This is a genomic window from Roseovarius sp. B08 (assembly GCF_051417955.1).
GTDB lineage: Bacteria > Pseudomonadota > Alphaproteobacteria > Rhodobacterales > Rhodobacteraceae > Roseovarius.
Genome location: NZ_JBPRLW010000001.1, coordinates 4,079,673 through 4,095,034, shown reverse-complemented (window position 1 = coordinate 4,095,034; position 15,362 = coordinate 4,079,673). Strand labels below are relative to the sequence as shown.

The following is a 15,362-nucleotide window of genomic DNA, read 5'->3' as shown; positions in this document are numbered from 1 at the left end:
TCCCGCCCCGGACCTGATCCGGGGCCTCTGGCGCGATGGAAACAAGCCCGCATTTGGCGGATCCGGATCGGCCAATTCCCGCTCTCGGGAATCGCGCCGGGACGTGGTAGTTTTGCGCGAACCATGCGGAGCCCCGTGTCATGCCTTCCCCCTGCGTCAGCCTTCTTGTCGGCACCACCAAGGGTGCCTTTATCCTGTCGGCCGGTCCGGACCGGAACGGCTGGGACGTCACCGGCCCGCATTGTGATGGCTGGTGCATCAACCACATGGCGGGCGATCCCGACACCGGCACGATCTGGGCCGGGGGTGGCGGTGCGTTTCACGGGGCGGGCATCTGGCGCTCCGAGGACTATGGGCGGTCATGGACGCTTGCCCGCCTGACCCGCGGCCAGATGGACGAGTGGGCCGCGCAGGATCCGGGCTTTGCCGAGATGATCGGTTGGACCGACACGCCGCTGCCGTTCGAGGATGGGTTCGAGCAGATCTGGTCGCTGGGGTTCGCGCACGGGACGCTTTATGCCGGAACGAAGCCCGCGAATTTGCTGAGCAGCGGCGATCACGGTAGGACGTGGAGTCGCGTCGATGCCCTGACCGATCATCCATCGGCCAAGGACTGGAACCCCGGTGCCGCGGGGCTGGTTTTGCACACGATCGTCTTCGACCCTGATGAACCCCGGAAGCAGTGGATCGGGATTTCCGCCGACGGGGTGTTCGCCACCGAGGATGGCGGTGCCACCTGGGCGCGGCGCAACCGGCTGTCGAATGCCGAGGCCTGTGGCGCACACGATCATCCAGCCGGGCCGAGCAACGGGGAAACCGGGCATTGCGTGCACAACATCATGCGCGCACCGGGCAAGACGGACCTGCTCTATCAGCAGAACCACCACGGGGTCTGGCGGTCGTCCGATGGCGGGCGGTCGTGGGACGACATAACCCTGGGTCTGCCGTCGACCTTCGGCTTTCCGATCCGGGTGCATCCGCGCGATCCGCGCACGATCTGGACGTTGCCGCTGAATGGCGACATGGCGGGGCGCTACCCGCCCGATGCGGCCTGTGCTGTCTGGCGTTCGCGCGACGGGGGCGAGACGTGGGAGGCGCTGCGCGAGGGGCTGCCGCAGGAGAACTGTTTCTTCACCGTGCTGAGGCAGGCCATGGCGGGGGATACGCTGGACGCGCCGGGCCTGTATTTCGGGACCAACTCGGGGTCGGTCTTTGCCAGCCTTGACGAAGGCGACAGCTGGCGCGAGATTGCGCGGCACATGCCCACGATCCTGTCGGTCGAGGCGTTCGAGCCGGGCGCTTGAGCGCGCAGAACGGGAATTGAACGAATGTTCATTTTCCTTTATGCACGCCCCGACCCCTTGCACGACTTCGGGAGACAGCCGATGCCCCAGCGCCCCGCCTTTGCCAAATGGCTTGACGACACCAACGACGTGACCGCCACTTTCCTGGCCGCCGGGCGCATCCCGGGGCTGGTCAACCTTGGCGGTGGCCTGCCGGGGACCGAGATCTGGCCGGTCGAGGACATGACGAAACTGGCGACGTCTGCCGTGGCCGATCATGCGGACGAGACGCTGGCCTATGCCCCTGTCGCGGGCCTGCCCAAGCTGCGCGACCTGATCGCGGCGCGGTATTCGGAAGGGGACCTGACACTGACCCGCGACAACGTGCTGATCACCGCCGGAGGGGCGCAGGCGCTGAACCTGATCGGCACGGTGTTGCTGGAGGAAGGCAGCGTGGTCGCCTCGCAGACGCCGGCCTATCTGGGGGCGCTGGACAACTGGCGGCCACGCCAGCCGGTCTATCGCCCGATGCGGCTGGAGGCGAACGACCTTGACCCGGCGGCGGCGATGACCGGAGCGCAGTTTGCCTATACGGTGCCGAATTTCTCGAACCCGACGGGCAAGCTGGTGAATGCGGCGACGCGGCGGCGGCTGGTGGATGCCGCGCACGAGACAGGCACCTGGCTGATCGAGGATGACCCCTACGGCACGCTTTATTATGACGACGCGCCGATGCCGCGGATGCTGACGCTGTCTGCCGAGCGGGCCGGGGCGCCCTATGACGGGCCGGTGATCTATCTTGGCACCGTGTCCAAGGAGCTGGCGCCGGGGCTGCGCATCGGCTGGATCATCGCCGCGCCCGAGATGATCGAGGTGCTGAAAGCCGCCAAGCAGAGTGCCGACATGTGCACCAGCGGCCTGTGCCAGCAGATCACCCATGACGCCTTCGCCACCGGGCTGGCCGATGACATGCTGCCGACGATCCTGGATCTTTACCGCGCGCGGCGTGATGCGCTGTGCGCGGCGATGGACGAGCATCTGCCCGAGATGTTCACCTGGGAGCGGCCCACGGGGGGCATGTTCGTCTGGGCCACGGCGAAGGACCCCGCGCTGGATACCAACCGGCTGATGGAGGTGGGGCTGGAGCATGGGGTGTGCATCTCGCCCTCGTCGGTGTTCGATCCGGAGGGGCGCGACCACAGCTCGATCCGCATCAACTTTACCTACAATACCGAGGACAAGCTGGTGACGGGAATCGAGCGCCTCGCCACCGCGACCCGCGCCGCGCTTGCGGAGACCTGACCACTTTGCTCTAAGAGGCGGCGCAACTACGCCGGGAGGCCGCCCATGGTCGACATCGCAACCCGTGTCTGGAACCACAAGTGGAAGATCGACCCGATCGTCCGCTCGCTGATCGACACCGATTTCTACAAGCTGCTGATGTGCCAGTCGGTGTTCCGCAACCGGCCGCACACCACGGTCACCTTCTCGCTGATCAACCGCAGCAAGGACATTCGACTGGCCGAGCTGGTGGACGAGGGAGAGCTGCGCGAACAGCTGGACCACATCCGCTCGCTGTCGCTGTCGCGCGGGGAGTCCACGTGGATGCGGGGCAACACGTTCTATGGCAAGCGGCAGATGTTCACGCCCGAGTTCATGGACTGGTTCGAGAAGCTGCGTCTGCCGCCCTACCACCTGGAAAAACGCGACGGGCAGTACGAGCTTACGTTCGAGGGGACCTGGCCGCAGGTGATGCTTTGGGAAATTCCCGCGCTGGCGGTGCTGATGGAGCTGCGGTCGCGCGCCGTGCTGCACGACATGGCCCGGTTCGAGCTTCAGGTGCTTTATGCCCGTGCCATGACACGCCTGTGGGAAAAGACCGAGATCCTGCGCGACACGCCGGGCCTGCGCATCGCCGATTTCGGCACGCGGCGGCGGCATTCCTTCCTGTGGCAGGACTGGTGCGTGCAGGCGATGACCGAACGGCTGGGCGAGAATTTCGTGGGCACCTCGAACTGCCTGATCGCCAAGAACCGCGACCTGGAGGCGATCGGGACCAACGCACATGAGCTGCCGATGGTCTATGCCGCGGTGGCCGAGGATGATGCCAGCCTGGCCCGCGCGCCCTACGAGGTGCTGTCGGACTGGCATGACGAGCACGACGGCAACCTGAGGATCATCCTGCCCGATACATACGGCACCGAAGGGTTTCTGGAGAAGGCGCCCGACTGGCTGGCCGGGTGGACCGGCATCCGGATCGATTCGGGCGACCCGGCGACCGGGGCCGAGATCGCGATCCGGTGGTGGAAGGACCGTGGCGAGGATCCGACGCAGAAGCTGATCATCTTTTCCGACGGGCTGGACGAGGAGAAGATCCTGTCGCTGCACAAGCAGTTCGCGGGCCGGGTGCGGGTGTCGTTCGGTTGGGGGACGCTCTTGACCAACGATTTTCGCGGCCTGACTCCGGGGGACGCGCTGGCGCCGTTCAGCCTGGTCTGCAAGGCGGTGGCGGCCAACGGACGCCCGACCGTCAAGCTGTCGGACAACCCGCGCAAGGCGATGGGGCCCGCCGACCAGATCGACCGCTACAAGCGGGTGTTCGGGGTGGGGGACCAGGAGGAGATGGAGGTGGTGGTGTGAGCGCCCTCATGCTCGCCGGTCTGAAAATAATCGAGTTCGAGGGCCTTGGCCCCGCGCCTTTGCCGCCATGATGTTGGCGGATCTGGGCGCGGAGGTCACCGTCGTCCAGAGGCCCGGGCCTGCCAATCCGACGATGGGCGCGCACAACGCGCTCGACCGGGGCAAGCGGGCCGTGGTGCTGGACCTCAAGGATCCCGGTGCCATGGCGGTCGCGAAGGCGCTGGTGAACGAGGCCGATGCGCTGATCGAGGGGTTGCGGCCCGGGGTGATGGAGCGGCTGGGACTGGGGCCGGAGGCGTTTGCGCAGAGCAATCCGAGGCTTGTCTATGGCCGGATGACCGGCTGGGGGCAGGACGGGCCGCGGGCGCACCTGGCGGGGCATGACTATAACTATATCGCCACGGCGGGGGCGCTTTACTATGCCTCGACCCCCGGCGATGCGCCGCTGACGCCGCCGACGATCGTGGGGGATATCGGGGGCGGGGCGCTGTACCTGGTGGCGGGCATCCTGAGCGGTCTGTTGAATGCGCAGCGGACGGGCCGGGGCACGGTGGTGGACGCGGCGATCACCGACGGGTCGGCGCACATGATGGCGCTGTTCATGGCGATGGCGGGGGGTGGGAACCTGTCGCGGGAGCGGGGGCAGAGCCTGCTGGACGCGCCGCCCTGGGGGCGGACCTATGCCTGTGCCGACGGGCGGTACCTGTCGGTGCAATGCCTTGAGCCGCAGTTCTATGCGATGTTTCTGGATCTTCTCGGGCTTGATGACGACCCGCTCTTTGCCGCTCAGTACGACCGCGCCCAGTGGCCGGACCAGACGGCGCACCTTTCGCGGCTGTTCGCCGAGCACCCCGTGGCCCACTGGGCCGCGCTGTTTGAAAATTCCGATGCCTGTGTCGCGCCGGTGCTGAGCCCGTGGGAGGCGGCCGCGGATCCGCATATCGCGGCGCGCGCGATCTGGCACGCGTCGGAGGGCGACGTGCTGCAACCCGCGCCGGCGCCGCGCTTTGACGGGAAAGCCCTGGCGCCGAACCCGACCCCGGCGCGGGGGCAGGATACGGAGGCCGTCCTGAAGGACCTGCGAGCGCGCGGTTTGATCTGACCGGCGTGCGTAAAACAAACGGTAGCGTATGTTGAGCTGCGCGATCCCGGACTTGATCCGGGATCTCTTGCCGCGAGAGTCCCCGGATCAGGCCAGGACGGAAGCCGCGACAGGGACGTCTCAGCCGTTATGAACCTGTTTGCTGTCCTCGGGGGCTTCGTCGCGTTGATGCATGCCGTAGTCGCGGATGACCGACACGACGCGCAGGCGGTAATCGTCGAACATCATTTCGCGGCCCGCGCGCTGGGCGCCGCGGTGCGCCTCGAGCCGGCGCCATTCGTCCAGCGCGGCCTCGTCGCGCCAGAAGCTGAGCGAGAGAAGCTTTTCAGGGTTCACAAGGCTTTGGAAGCGCTCAACGGAAATGAAGCCGTCGATGCTTTCGGCCAGAGGCTTCATCTTCGCGGCCATGGCGAGATAGGCGTCTTTCTGGTCGGGGTGCGGCATGACCTCGAAAATGACGGCGATCATCTGGGCTCTCCTGTGCTTAGTGTCGAAACACATTTCAGGAAGGTTCGTTCCTCGCGCAAGAGGAACTTCTCGGATTGGGCAAAAGCGTCGTTTTCTCGCGCCAAGGAGATGACGGAGAAGGGACGCGGCCTTGTGACCGGGTTCGGGATCGATCCAAACGGTTTGCCGCAATCGCGGGCGCCCTTGTGCCGGCGGCTGCGTTCGCGGAGGCCTTGGACGGCGCGTGGGTTTTCACCCACCCTACGTGGTCGGTCGGCGGCATCGCCGCTTCCGGCACCTGGGGCGGGACGGCTTTGCGTTCGAATGCGCGCGGGGTGAGGTTCGGCCCGGTTCAGACCTGGCGGCGTTTCTCGACCATGTCGCGGAAGGCATCGGTTACGCTGTCATCGACATGGTAGCTGTGGTCGTCGTCGGGAAAGGCGCCGGACCGGACGTCGGCGGCGTAGTCGGACAGGCCCTTTACCGCGACCTCGGTCAGGTTTGCGTAGCGCTTGGTGAACTTGGGTTTGAAATCGGTGAATACACCGAGAAGATCGTAGCTGAGCAGGATCTGTCCGTCGGTGCCGGCGCCGGCGCCGATGCCGATGGTGGGGATCTCGAGCTCGGCGGAGATGATGCGGGCGATCGAGGCCGGCACCGCCTCGAATTCAAGCATGAAACAGCCGGCGTCCTGGATGGCGAGCGCGTCCTGCAGGATGTCCATCGCGTCCTCGGGCGTCTTGCCCTGTACGCGGAAGCCGCCATACATCGCGACGCGGTGCGGGGCCATGCCGATATGGCTGGCCGTGGGGATGCCCGCCGCGACGAGAGCCTTGAGGATGTCGGCCTGGCTGCGGCCACCCTGGGGTTTCACCGCATCGCAGCCGCCATCCTGCATGAAGCGGGTGGCGTTGGTCAGGGCGCGGTCCACGGTATGATAGCTCTGATAGGGCATGCAACCGAGCGAGAAGGTGTTGGGCGCGCCGCGGCGGATGGCCTGGGCGTGCATGATCATCATGTCCATCGTCGCGGGCACGGTCGAGTCGTGGCCGTGGGCGATCATGGCGAGGCTGTCGCCGACCACGACGACATCGACGCCCGCCGCCTCGGCCCATTGCGCCGAAGTGTAATCAGGCACGGAGGTGTAGACCATGCGCGTGCCGTCATGTTTCGAGGCCCTGATCTGGGTGATTGTCCGTTTTTTTCGTTCGGTCATGTGGCCGTCCTCCCTTGAGCCATCGATGTGCCGCGCCGCAGCTGGCACCGTAGTGTCGGCAATTGATATATCATCAAGATATTAAATGGCAACGGCAGAATCAGCCGAAATGCCGATCGGTCCAGATTGCCGCGACGATGGGGCCAGTGTAGGATCCCGCGCATGGCCATATCGGTGGAAAGCTTTTTCCTGTCGCCCGAGGCGGAAGGGACGTTGCAGGCGCAGATCCAGCAGATGATCGCGCAGGGCATCCTGTCGGGGCGATTCCGGAAAGGCGAGCGGCTGCCGAGTTCCCGCAAGATGGCCGAACATCTTGGGGTGAGCCGGATCACGGTGACGCTGGCCTATACCGAGTTGCAGGCCAACGATTACCTGGAGAGCCGGGACCGGTCGGGGTATTTCGTGTCGCAGAACGCGCCGGAGCCGCCAGCGTTCACGCCCAGTGCGGCGAAGGGCGACCTGATCGATTGGGGGCGGGCGATCGGGCGGCGCTATACCGGCGGAGCGACCCCGGAGAAACCGCGGGACTGGTCGGACTATCCCTATCCGTTCATCTTCGGGCAGACCGATCCGAGCCTGTTCGATCACGCAAGCTGGCGGCATTGCGCGCTGCGGGCGCTGGGGCAGAAGGAGTTCCAGGCGCTGGCGGCGGATGCGTATGACCAGGACGATCCCAAGCTGATCGAATTCATCGCGCGGCATACCCTGCCGCGGCGGGGGATATTGGCGGAGCCGGGGGAGATATTGCTGACGATGGGGGCGCAGAACGCGCTGTGGCTGACGGCGCAGGTGTTGTTGACCCAGCGGCGGACGGCGGCGGTGGAGGAGCCGTGTTACCACGCGCTGCGCGATATCCTGACGCAATCACGCTGTCATATGGCGCCGGTGCCGGTGGATCGTGACGGGTTGCGGCCACAGGATTTGCCGGAGCGGGCGGACGTGATCTTTACCACGCCGAGCCACCAGGCGCCCACGAATGCCACCATGCCGCTGGACCGGCGGCAGGAGTTGCTGGCGCGGGCGCGCGACATGGAGGCGCTGATCGTCGAGGATGATTACGAGTTCGAGATCAGCTTTCTGCGCGCGCCGCTGCCGTCGCTGAAATCGCTCGATAGCGACGGGCGGGTGATTTACGTGGGCAGTTTTTCCAAGTCGATCTTTCCGGGGCTGCGGCTGGGGTATCTGGTGGGGCCGCAGGCGTTCATCCGTGAGGCGCGGGCGCTGCGGGCCAGCGTTCTGCGGCATCCGCCGGGGCATGTGCAGCGGACCACGGCCTATTTCCTGAGCCTGGGTCATTACGACAGCCTGATCCGGCGGATCGGCAAGGCCTATGCGCGGCGGCGGCAGGTGATGGAGGCGGCGCTGGACGATCAGGGCCTCGGCGTGGAGGGACGCGGCGTGTTCGGCGGAAGTTCGATTTGGATGCGGGCGCCCGAGGAGGTGGATACCGAAGAGTTGGCCCACCGGTTGCAGGCCCGGGGCGTTCTGATTGAGCCGGGACGGCCGTTCTTTGACGCTGCGAATGCGCCGCGGAATTTCTATCGGCTGGCCTATTCCTCGATTCCCTCGGAGAGGATCGCGGCCGGGATCGGGATACTGGCAAATGAGCTGGGTTCGTGAGGCCGGTTACGGTCGCGCCGCCGGAAGGTGAACGCGCCTTGCATGACAGGGCGTAAAGTCCCTCGCGGAATCACAAAAGAGTTCCGGAGTGCGAATAAATGAGACCAAAAGTCTCAATAAAAATAAACTCTGGCTATAGTCTGCGCGGGAAACTGGCCCTAGAATGGGGGTGACTGCGAGGGTAGCTTCCCCCCAAGCCGCGCCGGTGGAGGACCGGCCTTTTCCAATGTTCAGGAGCACTGTCATGAAGATGACCACCGAAGAAGCCTTTGTCAAAACGCTGCAACGTCACGGGATTCAGCACGCGTTCGGGATCATCGGGTCGGCGATGATGCCGATTTCGGACCTGTTCCCGAAGGCCGGGATCACGTTCTGGGATTGCGCGCATGAAGGCAGCGCGGGGATGATGGCCGACGGTTATACCCGCGCGACCGGCAAGATGAGCATGATGATCGCGCAGAACGGGCCGGGGATCACCAATTTCGTGACGGCCGTGAAAACCGCCTACTGGAACCACACGCCGCTGTTGCTGGTGACGCCGCAAGCGGCGAACAAGACGATCGGTCAGGGTGGCTTTCAGGAAGTCGAGCAGATGAAGCTGTTCGAGGACATGGTGGCCTACCAGGAAGAGGTGCGCGACCCGACACGGGTGGCCGAGGTGCTGGCGCGGGTGATCAGCCAGGCCAAGCGCCTGTGCGGGCCGGCGCAGATCAACATTCCGCGCGATTTCTGGACACAGGTGGTGGATATCGAGATTCCCAGTGCGATCGAGTTCGAGGTGAGCCCCGGTGGCAGCAACTCGGTGGCCGAGGCGGCCGCGCTGCTGTCTGACGCCAAGAACCCGGTGATCCTGAACGGGGCTGGCGTGGTTCTGTCGAAGGGCGGGATCGAGGCGTCGATGGAGCTGGCCGAGCGGCTGACCGCGCCGGTCTGCGTGGGCTATCAGCATAACGACGCGTTCCCCGGCTCGCATCCGCTGTTTGCCGGGCCGCTGGGCTATAACGGCAGCAAGGCGGGGATGGAGCTGATCAAGGACGCGGACGTGGTGCTGTGCCTTGGCACGCGTCTGAACCCGTTCTCGACCCTGCCGGGGTACGGGATGGAATATTGGCCCACGAATGCCAAGATCATTCAGGTGGATATCAACCCGAACCGGATCGGCCTGACCAAGAAGGTAACCGTCGGGATCGTGGGCGATGCGGCCAAGGTGGCGCAGGGCATCCTGAAGAACCTGGGCGAGACCGCTGGAGATCACGACCGCGAGGCGCGCAAGGCGAGGATCGCCGAGACCAAGAGCCGTTGGGCGCAGCAGCTGGCCAGCATGGACCACGAGGACGACGACCCCGGCACCACCTGGAACGAGCGGGCGCGCAAGGACAAGCCCGACTGGATGAGCCCCCGCATGGCGTGGCGGGCGATTCAGGGCGCGCTGCCGCGCAACGCGATCATCTCCAGCGATATCGGCAATAACTGTGCCATTGGCAACGCGTACCCGGATTTCGACGAGGGGCGGAAATACCTGGCGCCGGGGCTGTTCGGCCCCTGTGGCTATGGCCTGCCGGCCATCGTTGGCGCCAAGATCGGCTGTCCGGACGTGCCCGTGGTTGGCTTTGCCGGGGACGGCGCGTTCGGTATCGCGGTCAACGAGCTGACGGCCATTGGCCGGAGCGAGTGGCCGGGGATCACGCAGATCGTCTTCCGCAACTACCAGTGGGGCGCGGAGAAGCGGAACTCGACGCTGTGGTTCGACGACAATTTCGTGGGTACGGAGCTGGATGACGATGTCAGCTATGCCGGGATCGCCAATGCCTGCGGGTTGAAAGGTGTCGTGGCGCGGACGATGGACGAGCTGACCGACGCGCTGAACACCGCGATCAAGGAGCAGATGGAGAACGGGACGACCACGCTGATCGAGGCGATGATCAACCAGGAGCTGGGTGAGCCGTTCCGTCGGGATGCCATGAAGAAGCCGGTGGAAGTGGCCGGGATCAGCGCCGACGACATGGTCGAGCAACGGGTCTGAGACGTCGCAATCCTGTGGCCCCGCGGGCATACTCTTGCCACGCGGGGCCGATCAGGGCCCTGGACAGAGCGACAGGACAAGACATGACAGACCGATATCCCTTTCTCGCCGCGAGTGAGCCCACCTGCCCGCCTTCGTTGTTGAAGCAGGCGCAAGGCTTGCCGCGGCCGCGCGTGGCGCTGGTGAATGCCGGTGCGCCGAACCCGTTGCGGGGCATCCGCGAGGCGGCCGAGGCCGGGCTGGCCGACCCGGTGCTGATCGGGGACAGCGACAAGATAAAGGCCACGGCGAAAGAGATCGGGTGGGATATTTCCGGTCTGCCGCTGATCCACGCGCCGAAGGAGAGCGCCGCGCCGGTGGCGGCCGAGATGGCGCGGGGCGGCGAGGTGGGCGCGATCATGAAAGGGCAGATCCATACCTCGACCTTTCTGAAGGGGTTGCTGCCGTCGGCGGCGGGGCTGCGCGAGAAAGGCACGCGTTGCGGGCACGTGTTTCACATCACCATGCCGGGGTCGGAGCGGCCCTTGCTGCTGACCGATGCGGCGTTGAACGTGGACCCGGACGTCGAAACGCGGCAGGCCTGTCTGAGCCATGCCGTTACTCTGGCGCGCAAGCTGGGGATCGAGCGGCCAAAGGCGGGGATCCTGGCGCCGACCGAGGACCCCATTCCGACTGTGCCCAACACCATGGAGGCGCAGGAGATCGCGGAGTGGGCCAAGAGCGCGCTGCCGGGGGCGGTGGTGCAAGGGCCGATGGCGATGGATTTGATCCTGTCGGAGGCGGCGGCGGAGGCGAAGAATTACGAGTCCGAGGTGTCGGGCGATGCCGACATCATGCTAACGCCGAACATCACCACGGGCAATGCGCTGTTCAAGCTGATGTCGTTCGGCATGGGCTGCTGCTGTGCCGGCGTGGTGCTGGGGGCCAAGGTGCCGATCCTGCTGACCAGCCGGGCGCAGGGCGCGGAGGAGCGCATCGCCTCGGCGGCGCTGGGCGTGATCGGGGGGACGGCATGATACTGGTGGTCAATGCCGGGTCGTCCTCGATCAAGGTGGAGCTGTTCACGCCTGCTCTGGAGTCGGTTCTGTCGGGCTCGGTGACCGAGATCGGCGGGCAGGGGCGGCTGAGCCTTGGGGGTGACAAGCAGGACGTGTCTGTTGCTGACCATACGGCTGCGTTGGGTTTGATCCTGGAGAAGCTGGAGGCGGCGGGGCATCCGGTGTCGTCGCTCGCGGCGGCAGGTCATCGCGTGGTGCATGGCGGGGCGCATCTGACGGCGCCGGAGCGGCTGACCGACGAGGTGATTGCCAGGATCGAGGCGGTGGTGCCGCTGGCGCCGCTGCACAATCCGCATAACTTGTCGGGGGTGCGGGCGCTGGCCGGGCTGGCCCCGGACCTGCCGCAATTCGCGAGTTTCGACACGGCGTTTCATGCGACCAATTCCGATGTGGCGGTGACCTATGCATTGCCGCGCGCGGAGCGGGACAAGGGCATAAGGCGGTACGGGTTTCATGGCCTTTCCTATGCCGGGATGGTGGCGCAGTTCGGGGATGACCTGCCGCGGCGGTTGCTGGGGCTGCACCTTGGGAACGGGGCCAGCCTGTGCGCGATTGTCGACGGCAAGTCTGTGGCGAACTCGATGGGGTATTCGCCGCTGGATGGTCTTGTAATGGGCACGCGGACGGGGTGCATCGACGGGATGGCGGTGCTGCGCCTGGCCGAGGATCATGGGATCGACGAGGCGGGCACGATCCTGAACAAGGAAAGCGGGCTGAAGGGGCTGGCCGGTACGAATGACATGGCCACGCTTCTGAGCCGCGACGACGAGGACGCGCGGTTCGCCGTCGAGCATTTCTGCTACTGGGCGGCGCGGCAGGCCGGGTCGGCGATTGCCGCGATGCACGGCGTGGACGCGGTGGCGTTTACCGGCGGCATTGGCGAGAATGCCGGCACCATACGGGATCGTATTATGGCACACTTGGAATGGCTGGGGGATATGCCCGTGCACGTGGTGCCCGCCGACGAGGAACGGCAGATCGCGCGGGATGTGGTCGGGCTGTTGCCCGGCTGAGCGCATGAGATTTTCGGCTTTCCCGACAGAGCGCTGCGGGAAAGCGAACGAACCGAGATAAGCGGTCGCGGGGCGGTGCGAACTGGCCTAGCGTGACCGGGACAAGCAAAGGGAGGCGACGACTTGCTGGATCAGCCCAAACTGGACACCTCGCCCAAGGTGTCCGACGAGGTGCGCAAGACCACCTGTTACATGTGCGCCTGCCGCTGTGGGATCAACGTGCATATGAAGGACGGCAAGGTTGCCTATATCGAGGGCAACCGCGACCATCCGGTGAACAAGGGCGTTCTTTGCGCCAAGGGCAGCGCGGGGATCATGCAGCACAACGCGCCGGCGCGCCTGCGCGCGCCGTTGAAGCGGGTCGGGCCGCGGGGGTCGGGCGCGTTCGAGGAGATCAGCTGGGACGAAGCGCTGGAGATCGCCACCGGATGGCTTGAGCCGCTGCGGCAGGAGGCGCCGGAGAAGCTGGCGTTCTTTACCGGGCGCGACCAGAGTCAGAGCTTCACCAGTTTCTGGGCGCAGAATTTCGGAACGCCGAACTATGCCGCGCATGGCGGGTTCTGCAGCGTCAACATGGCGGCGGCGGGCATCTATACCATGGGCGGCGCGTTCTGGGAGTTCGGGCAGCCGGATTGGGAGAACACCAAGCTGTTCATGATCTTCGGCGTGGCCGAGGACCATGACAGCAACCCGATCAAGATGGGTATCGGACGCGTCAAGGAGCGCGGCGCCAAGGTGATCGGGGTGAACCCGATCCGATCAGGGTACAACGCCGTGGCGGACGAATGGGTCGGGATCACGCCGGGGACGGATGGGTTGTTCATCCTGGCGCTTGTGCATGAATTGCTGCGCGCGGGGAAGATCGACCTGCGGTACCTGGCGGAGTATACCAACGCGCCGGTGCTGGTGAATTGCGATGCCAGCTCGCCGGAGCAGGGCCTGTTGATGCGCGACGCCGATGGCAAGCTCTTGGTGATCGACCGGGCGACGGGGGAACCTGCGGCGTTCGACAAGAAGGGCGTGAAGCCGGACCTGTCGGCCAGCTATGAAAAGAATGGTGAGACGCACCGGCCGGTGATGCATCTGCTGGCTGAACGCTACATGGGCGAAGAATACGCGCCCGAGGCGGTGGCGGAGCGGTGCGGCGTGAGTGCGCGGCGTATCCGGGCGATTGCGGCGGAGCTGGCAAGGGTCGCTTTCGAGGAAGAGATCGTGCTGGACCGCGAATGGACGGATTTCCGGGGCGTGACCCACAAGACTATGGTGGGTCGCCCGGTGAGCTTTCACGCGATGCGGGGGATCTCGGCGCATTCCAACGGGTTTCAGACCTGCCGGAGCCTGCACCTGTTGCAGATCCTGCTGGGCTCGGTCGAGGTTCCCGGGGGCTTCCGGTTCAAACCGCCTTATCCCAAGCCCGTCAGCATTCATCCGACGCCGCATTGCAAGGTGACGCCGGGCAAGCCGTTGGACGGGCCGCATCTGGGGTTCGTGCGCGGGCCGGAGGATCTGGCGCTGAAGGATGACGGGACACCGGCGCGGATCGACAAGGCGTTCACTTGGGAGAACCCGATGAGCGCGCACGGTATGATGCATATGGTCATCAGCAATGCCCATGCGGGAGACCCCTACAAGATCGACACGCTGTTCATGTACATGGCGAACATGGCGTGGAATTCCACGATGAATACGCGCGGCGTGATCGACATGCTGACCGACACCGACGAGAACGGCGAGTATGTCATTCCGCATATCATCTATTCGGATGCGTATAGTTCCGAGATGGTCGCCTATTCCGACCTGATCCTGCCCGACACGACCTACCTGGAGCGGCACGACTGCATCAGTCTGCTGGACCGCCCGATCTGCGAGGCGGATGCCGCCGCCGACGCGATCCGCTGGCCGGTGGTGGAACCGGACCGGGATGTGAAGGGGTTCCAGACGGCGCTGGTCCTGCTGGCCAACAAGATGGGGCTGCCGGGGTTCACCAACGAGGATGGCAGCGCCAAGTGGGTGGACTATGCCGATTACATCGTCAATCACGAGCGCAAACCGGGGATCGGCCCGCTGGCCGGGTGGCGCAAGGGCGAGGATGGGCTGACCCACGGGCGCGGCGCGCCGAACGAGGACCAGCTTGAGAAATATATCGAGAATGGCGGGTTCTTCGTGAACCATATCGCCGAGGAACACGCCTATATGAAGCCATGGAACATGGGCTATCAGGAGTGGGCGGTGGGTATGGGCCTGTATGACAGCCCGCAGCCTTATATCTTCGATCTTTATGCCGAGACGATGCGCAAGTTCCAGCTGGCCGCCGAGGGGCATGGGGAACAGCAACCACCCGAGCATTTGCGCGAGCGGATCAAGGCGACGCTGGACCCGCTGCCGGTGTGGTATCCGCCTTTCGAGGACGGGCATGTGGACCCGGTGGAATATCCCGTGCACGCGCTGACGCAGCGGCCGATGGCGATGTACCATTCCTGGGGGAGCCAGAACGCGTGGCTGCGGCAGATTCATGGGCGCAATCCGCTGTACCTGCCGACGAAGATCTGGGAGGCGGAGGGGTTTGCCGAGGGGGATTGGGCACGCGTCACGTCGGCCCATGGCGAGATCACGGTGCCGGTGGCGCATATGGCCGCGCTCAATGAGAATACCGTCTGGACGTGGAACGCGATCGGCAAGCGCAAGGGCGCCTGGGCGCTGGAAAAGGACGCGCCGGAGGCCACGAAGGGGTTCCTGCTGAACCACCTTATTCACGAGTTGTTGCCGCCCAAGGGCGACGGGCTGCGCTGGGCGAACAGCGACCCGGTGACGGGGCAGGCGGCGTGGTTCGACCTGCGCGTGAAGATCGAGAAGACGGCGGCGCCCGAAGAAGTGCATCCGACATTCGCGCCGATCCGGTCGCCGGTGGGGACCGGGCCGGACGAGCTGCGTTGGAAGGTAGGCAAATGAGCGCGGGAATT

General features: G+C 65.4%; 11 protein-coding genes. 9 read left to right on the top strand and 2 right to left on the bottom strand.

From position 1 onward, the window contains the following. The first annotated feature begins 140 nt into the window (after window positions 1-140). From ACSQ76_RS20810 to ACSQ76_RS20795, 4 genes are all read left to right on the top strand, one after another. A complete protein-coding gene (locus ACSQ76_RS20810) occupies window positions 141-1,304 on the top strand; it encodes a WD40/YVTN/BNR-like repeat-containing protein (RefSeq protein WP_437158058.1) in 1,164 nt (387 codons plus the stop codon). Between the two features lie 81 nt (window positions 1,305-1,385). Next, a complete protein-coding gene (locus ACSQ76_RS20805) occupies window positions 1,386-2,585 on the top strand; it encodes a PLP-dependent aminotransferase family protein (RefSeq protein ID WP_437158057.1) in 1,200 nt (399 codons plus the stop codon). Window positions 2,586-2,630: 45 nt separating this feature from the next. Further along, the gene (gene pncB, locus ACSQ76_RS20800) at window positions 2,631-3,923 is read left to right on the top strand and encodes a nicotinate phosphoribosyltransferase (RefSeq protein WP_437158056.1); all 1,293 of its coding nucleotides are present in this window, start codon (window positions 2,631-2,633) and stop codon (window positions 3,921-3,923) included. Window positions 3,924-3,990: 67 nt separating this feature from the next. Continuing rightward, window positions 3,991-5,025, top strand: coding sequence for a CaiB/BaiF CoA transferase family protein (locus tag ACSQ76_RS20795; protein ID WP_437158055.1), 1,035 nt, complete (start codon window positions 3,991-3,993; stop codon window positions 5,023-5,025). A 120-nt stretch (window positions 5,026-5,145) separates the two neighbouring features. Here ACSQ76_RS20795 and ACSQ76_RS20790 read toward each other — a convergent pair whose 3' ends face one another. After that, on the bottom strand, window positions 5,146-5,493 hold the full coding sequence (locus ACSQ76_RS20790; protein WP_306127407.1) for an antibiotic biosynthesis monooxygenase family protein: 348 nt from the start codon (window positions 5,491-5,493) through the stop codon (window positions 5,146-5,148). 331 nt (window positions 5,494-5,824) lie between these two features. Beyond that, window positions 5,825-6,688 carry a 3-methyl-2-oxobutanoate hydroxymethyltransferase gene (gene panB, locus ACSQ76_RS20785; RefSeq protein WP_437158054.1) on the bottom strand — a complete coding sequence of 288 codons (864 nt, stop codon included), beginning with the start codon at window positions 6,686-6,688 and terminating at the stop codon, window positions 5,825-5,827. A 162-nt stretch (window positions 6,689-6,850) separates the two neighbouring features. Between panB and ACSQ76_RS20780 the strand changes: the two genes are divergently transcribed. The 5 genes from ACSQ76_RS20780 to ACSQ76_RS20760 all read left to right on the top strand — a co-directional run bounded on the left by ACSQ76_RS20780 (window position 6,851) and on the right by ACSQ76_RS20760 (window position 15,351). Further along, entirely contained in the window at window positions 6,851-8,308 is a 1,458-nt protein-coding gene (locus ACSQ76_RS20780) for a PLP-dependent aminotransferase family protein (protein WP_437158053.1), read from the top strand. A 244-nt stretch (window positions 8,309-8,552) separates the two neighbouring features. After that, a complete protein-coding gene (gene xsc, locus ACSQ76_RS20775) occupies window positions 8,553-10,331 on the top strand; it encodes a sulfoacetaldehyde acetyltransferase (RefSeq protein WP_437158052.1) in 1,779 nt (592 codons plus the stop codon). An 83-nt stretch (window positions 10,332-10,414) separates the two neighbouring features. Further along, the gene (locus tag ACSQ76_RS20770; RefSeq protein WP_437158051.1) at window positions 10,415-11,347 is read left to right on the top strand and encodes a phosphate acyltransferase; all 933 of its coding nucleotides are present in this window, start codon (window positions 10,415-10,417) and stop codon (window positions 11,345-11,347) included. Continuing rightward, window positions 11,344-12,402 carry an acetate/propionate family kinase gene (locus tag ACSQ76_RS20765; protein ID WP_437158050.1) on the top strand — a complete coding sequence of 353 codons (1,059 nt, stop codon included), beginning with the start codon at window positions 11,344-11,346 and terminating at the stop codon, window positions 12,400-12,402. Before ACSQ76_RS20770 ends, ACSQ76_RS20765 begins: the two co-directional genes overlap by 4 nt. 123 nt (window positions 12,403-12,525) lie before the next feature. Continuing rightward, window positions 12,526-15,351, top strand: coding sequence for a molybdopterin oxidoreductase family protein (locus ACSQ76_RS20760; protein ID WP_437158049.1), 2,826 nt, complete (start codon window positions 12,526-12,528; stop codon window positions 15,349-15,351). Window positions 15,352-15,362: the final 11 nt, after the last annotated feature.

Excerpts from the sequence above, each read along its gene's own strand:
- ACSQ76_RS20810 (WP_437158058.1), top strand. The coding sequence starts at position 141 with ATGCCTTCCCCCTGCGTCAGCCTTCTTGTCGGCACCACCAAGGGTGCC.
- ACSQ76_RS20765 (WP_437158050.1), top strand. The coding sequence starts at position 11,344 with ATGATACTGGTGGTCAATGCCGGGTCGTCCTCGATCAAGGTGGAGCTG.
- pncB (WP_437158056.1), top strand. The coding sequence starts at position 2,631 with ATGGTCGACATCGCAACCCGTGTCTGGAACCACAAGTGGAAGATCGAC.
- ACSQ76_RS20795 (WP_437158055.1), top strand. The coding sequence starts at position 3,991 with ATGATGTTGGCGGATCTGGGCGCGGAGGTCACCGTCGTCCAGAGGCCC.
- ACSQ76_RS20770 (WP_437158051.1), top strand. The coding sequence starts at position 10,415 with ATGACAGACCGATATCCCTTTCTCGCCGCGAGTGAGCCCACCTGCCCG.
- ACSQ76_RS20805 (WP_437158057.1), top strand. The coding sequence starts at position 1,386 with ATGCCCCAGCGCCCCGCCTTTGCCAAATGGCTTGACGACACCAACGAC.
- ACSQ76_RS20790 (WP_306127407.1), bottom strand. The coding sequence starts at position 5,493 with ATGATCGCCGTCATTTTCGAGGTCATGCCGCACCCCGACCAGAAAGAC.
- xsc (WP_437158052.1), top strand. The coding sequence starts at position 8,553 with ATGAAGATGACCACCGAAGAAGCCTTTGTCAAAACGCTGCAACGTCAC.
- panB (WP_437158054.1), bottom strand. The coding sequence starts at position 6,688 with ATGACCGAACGAAAAAAACGGACAATCACCCAGATCAGGGCCTCGAAA.
- ACSQ76_RS20780 (WP_437158053.1), top strand. The coding sequence starts at position 6,851 with ATGGCCATATCGGTGGAAAGCTTTTTCCTGTCGCCCGAGGCGGAAGGG.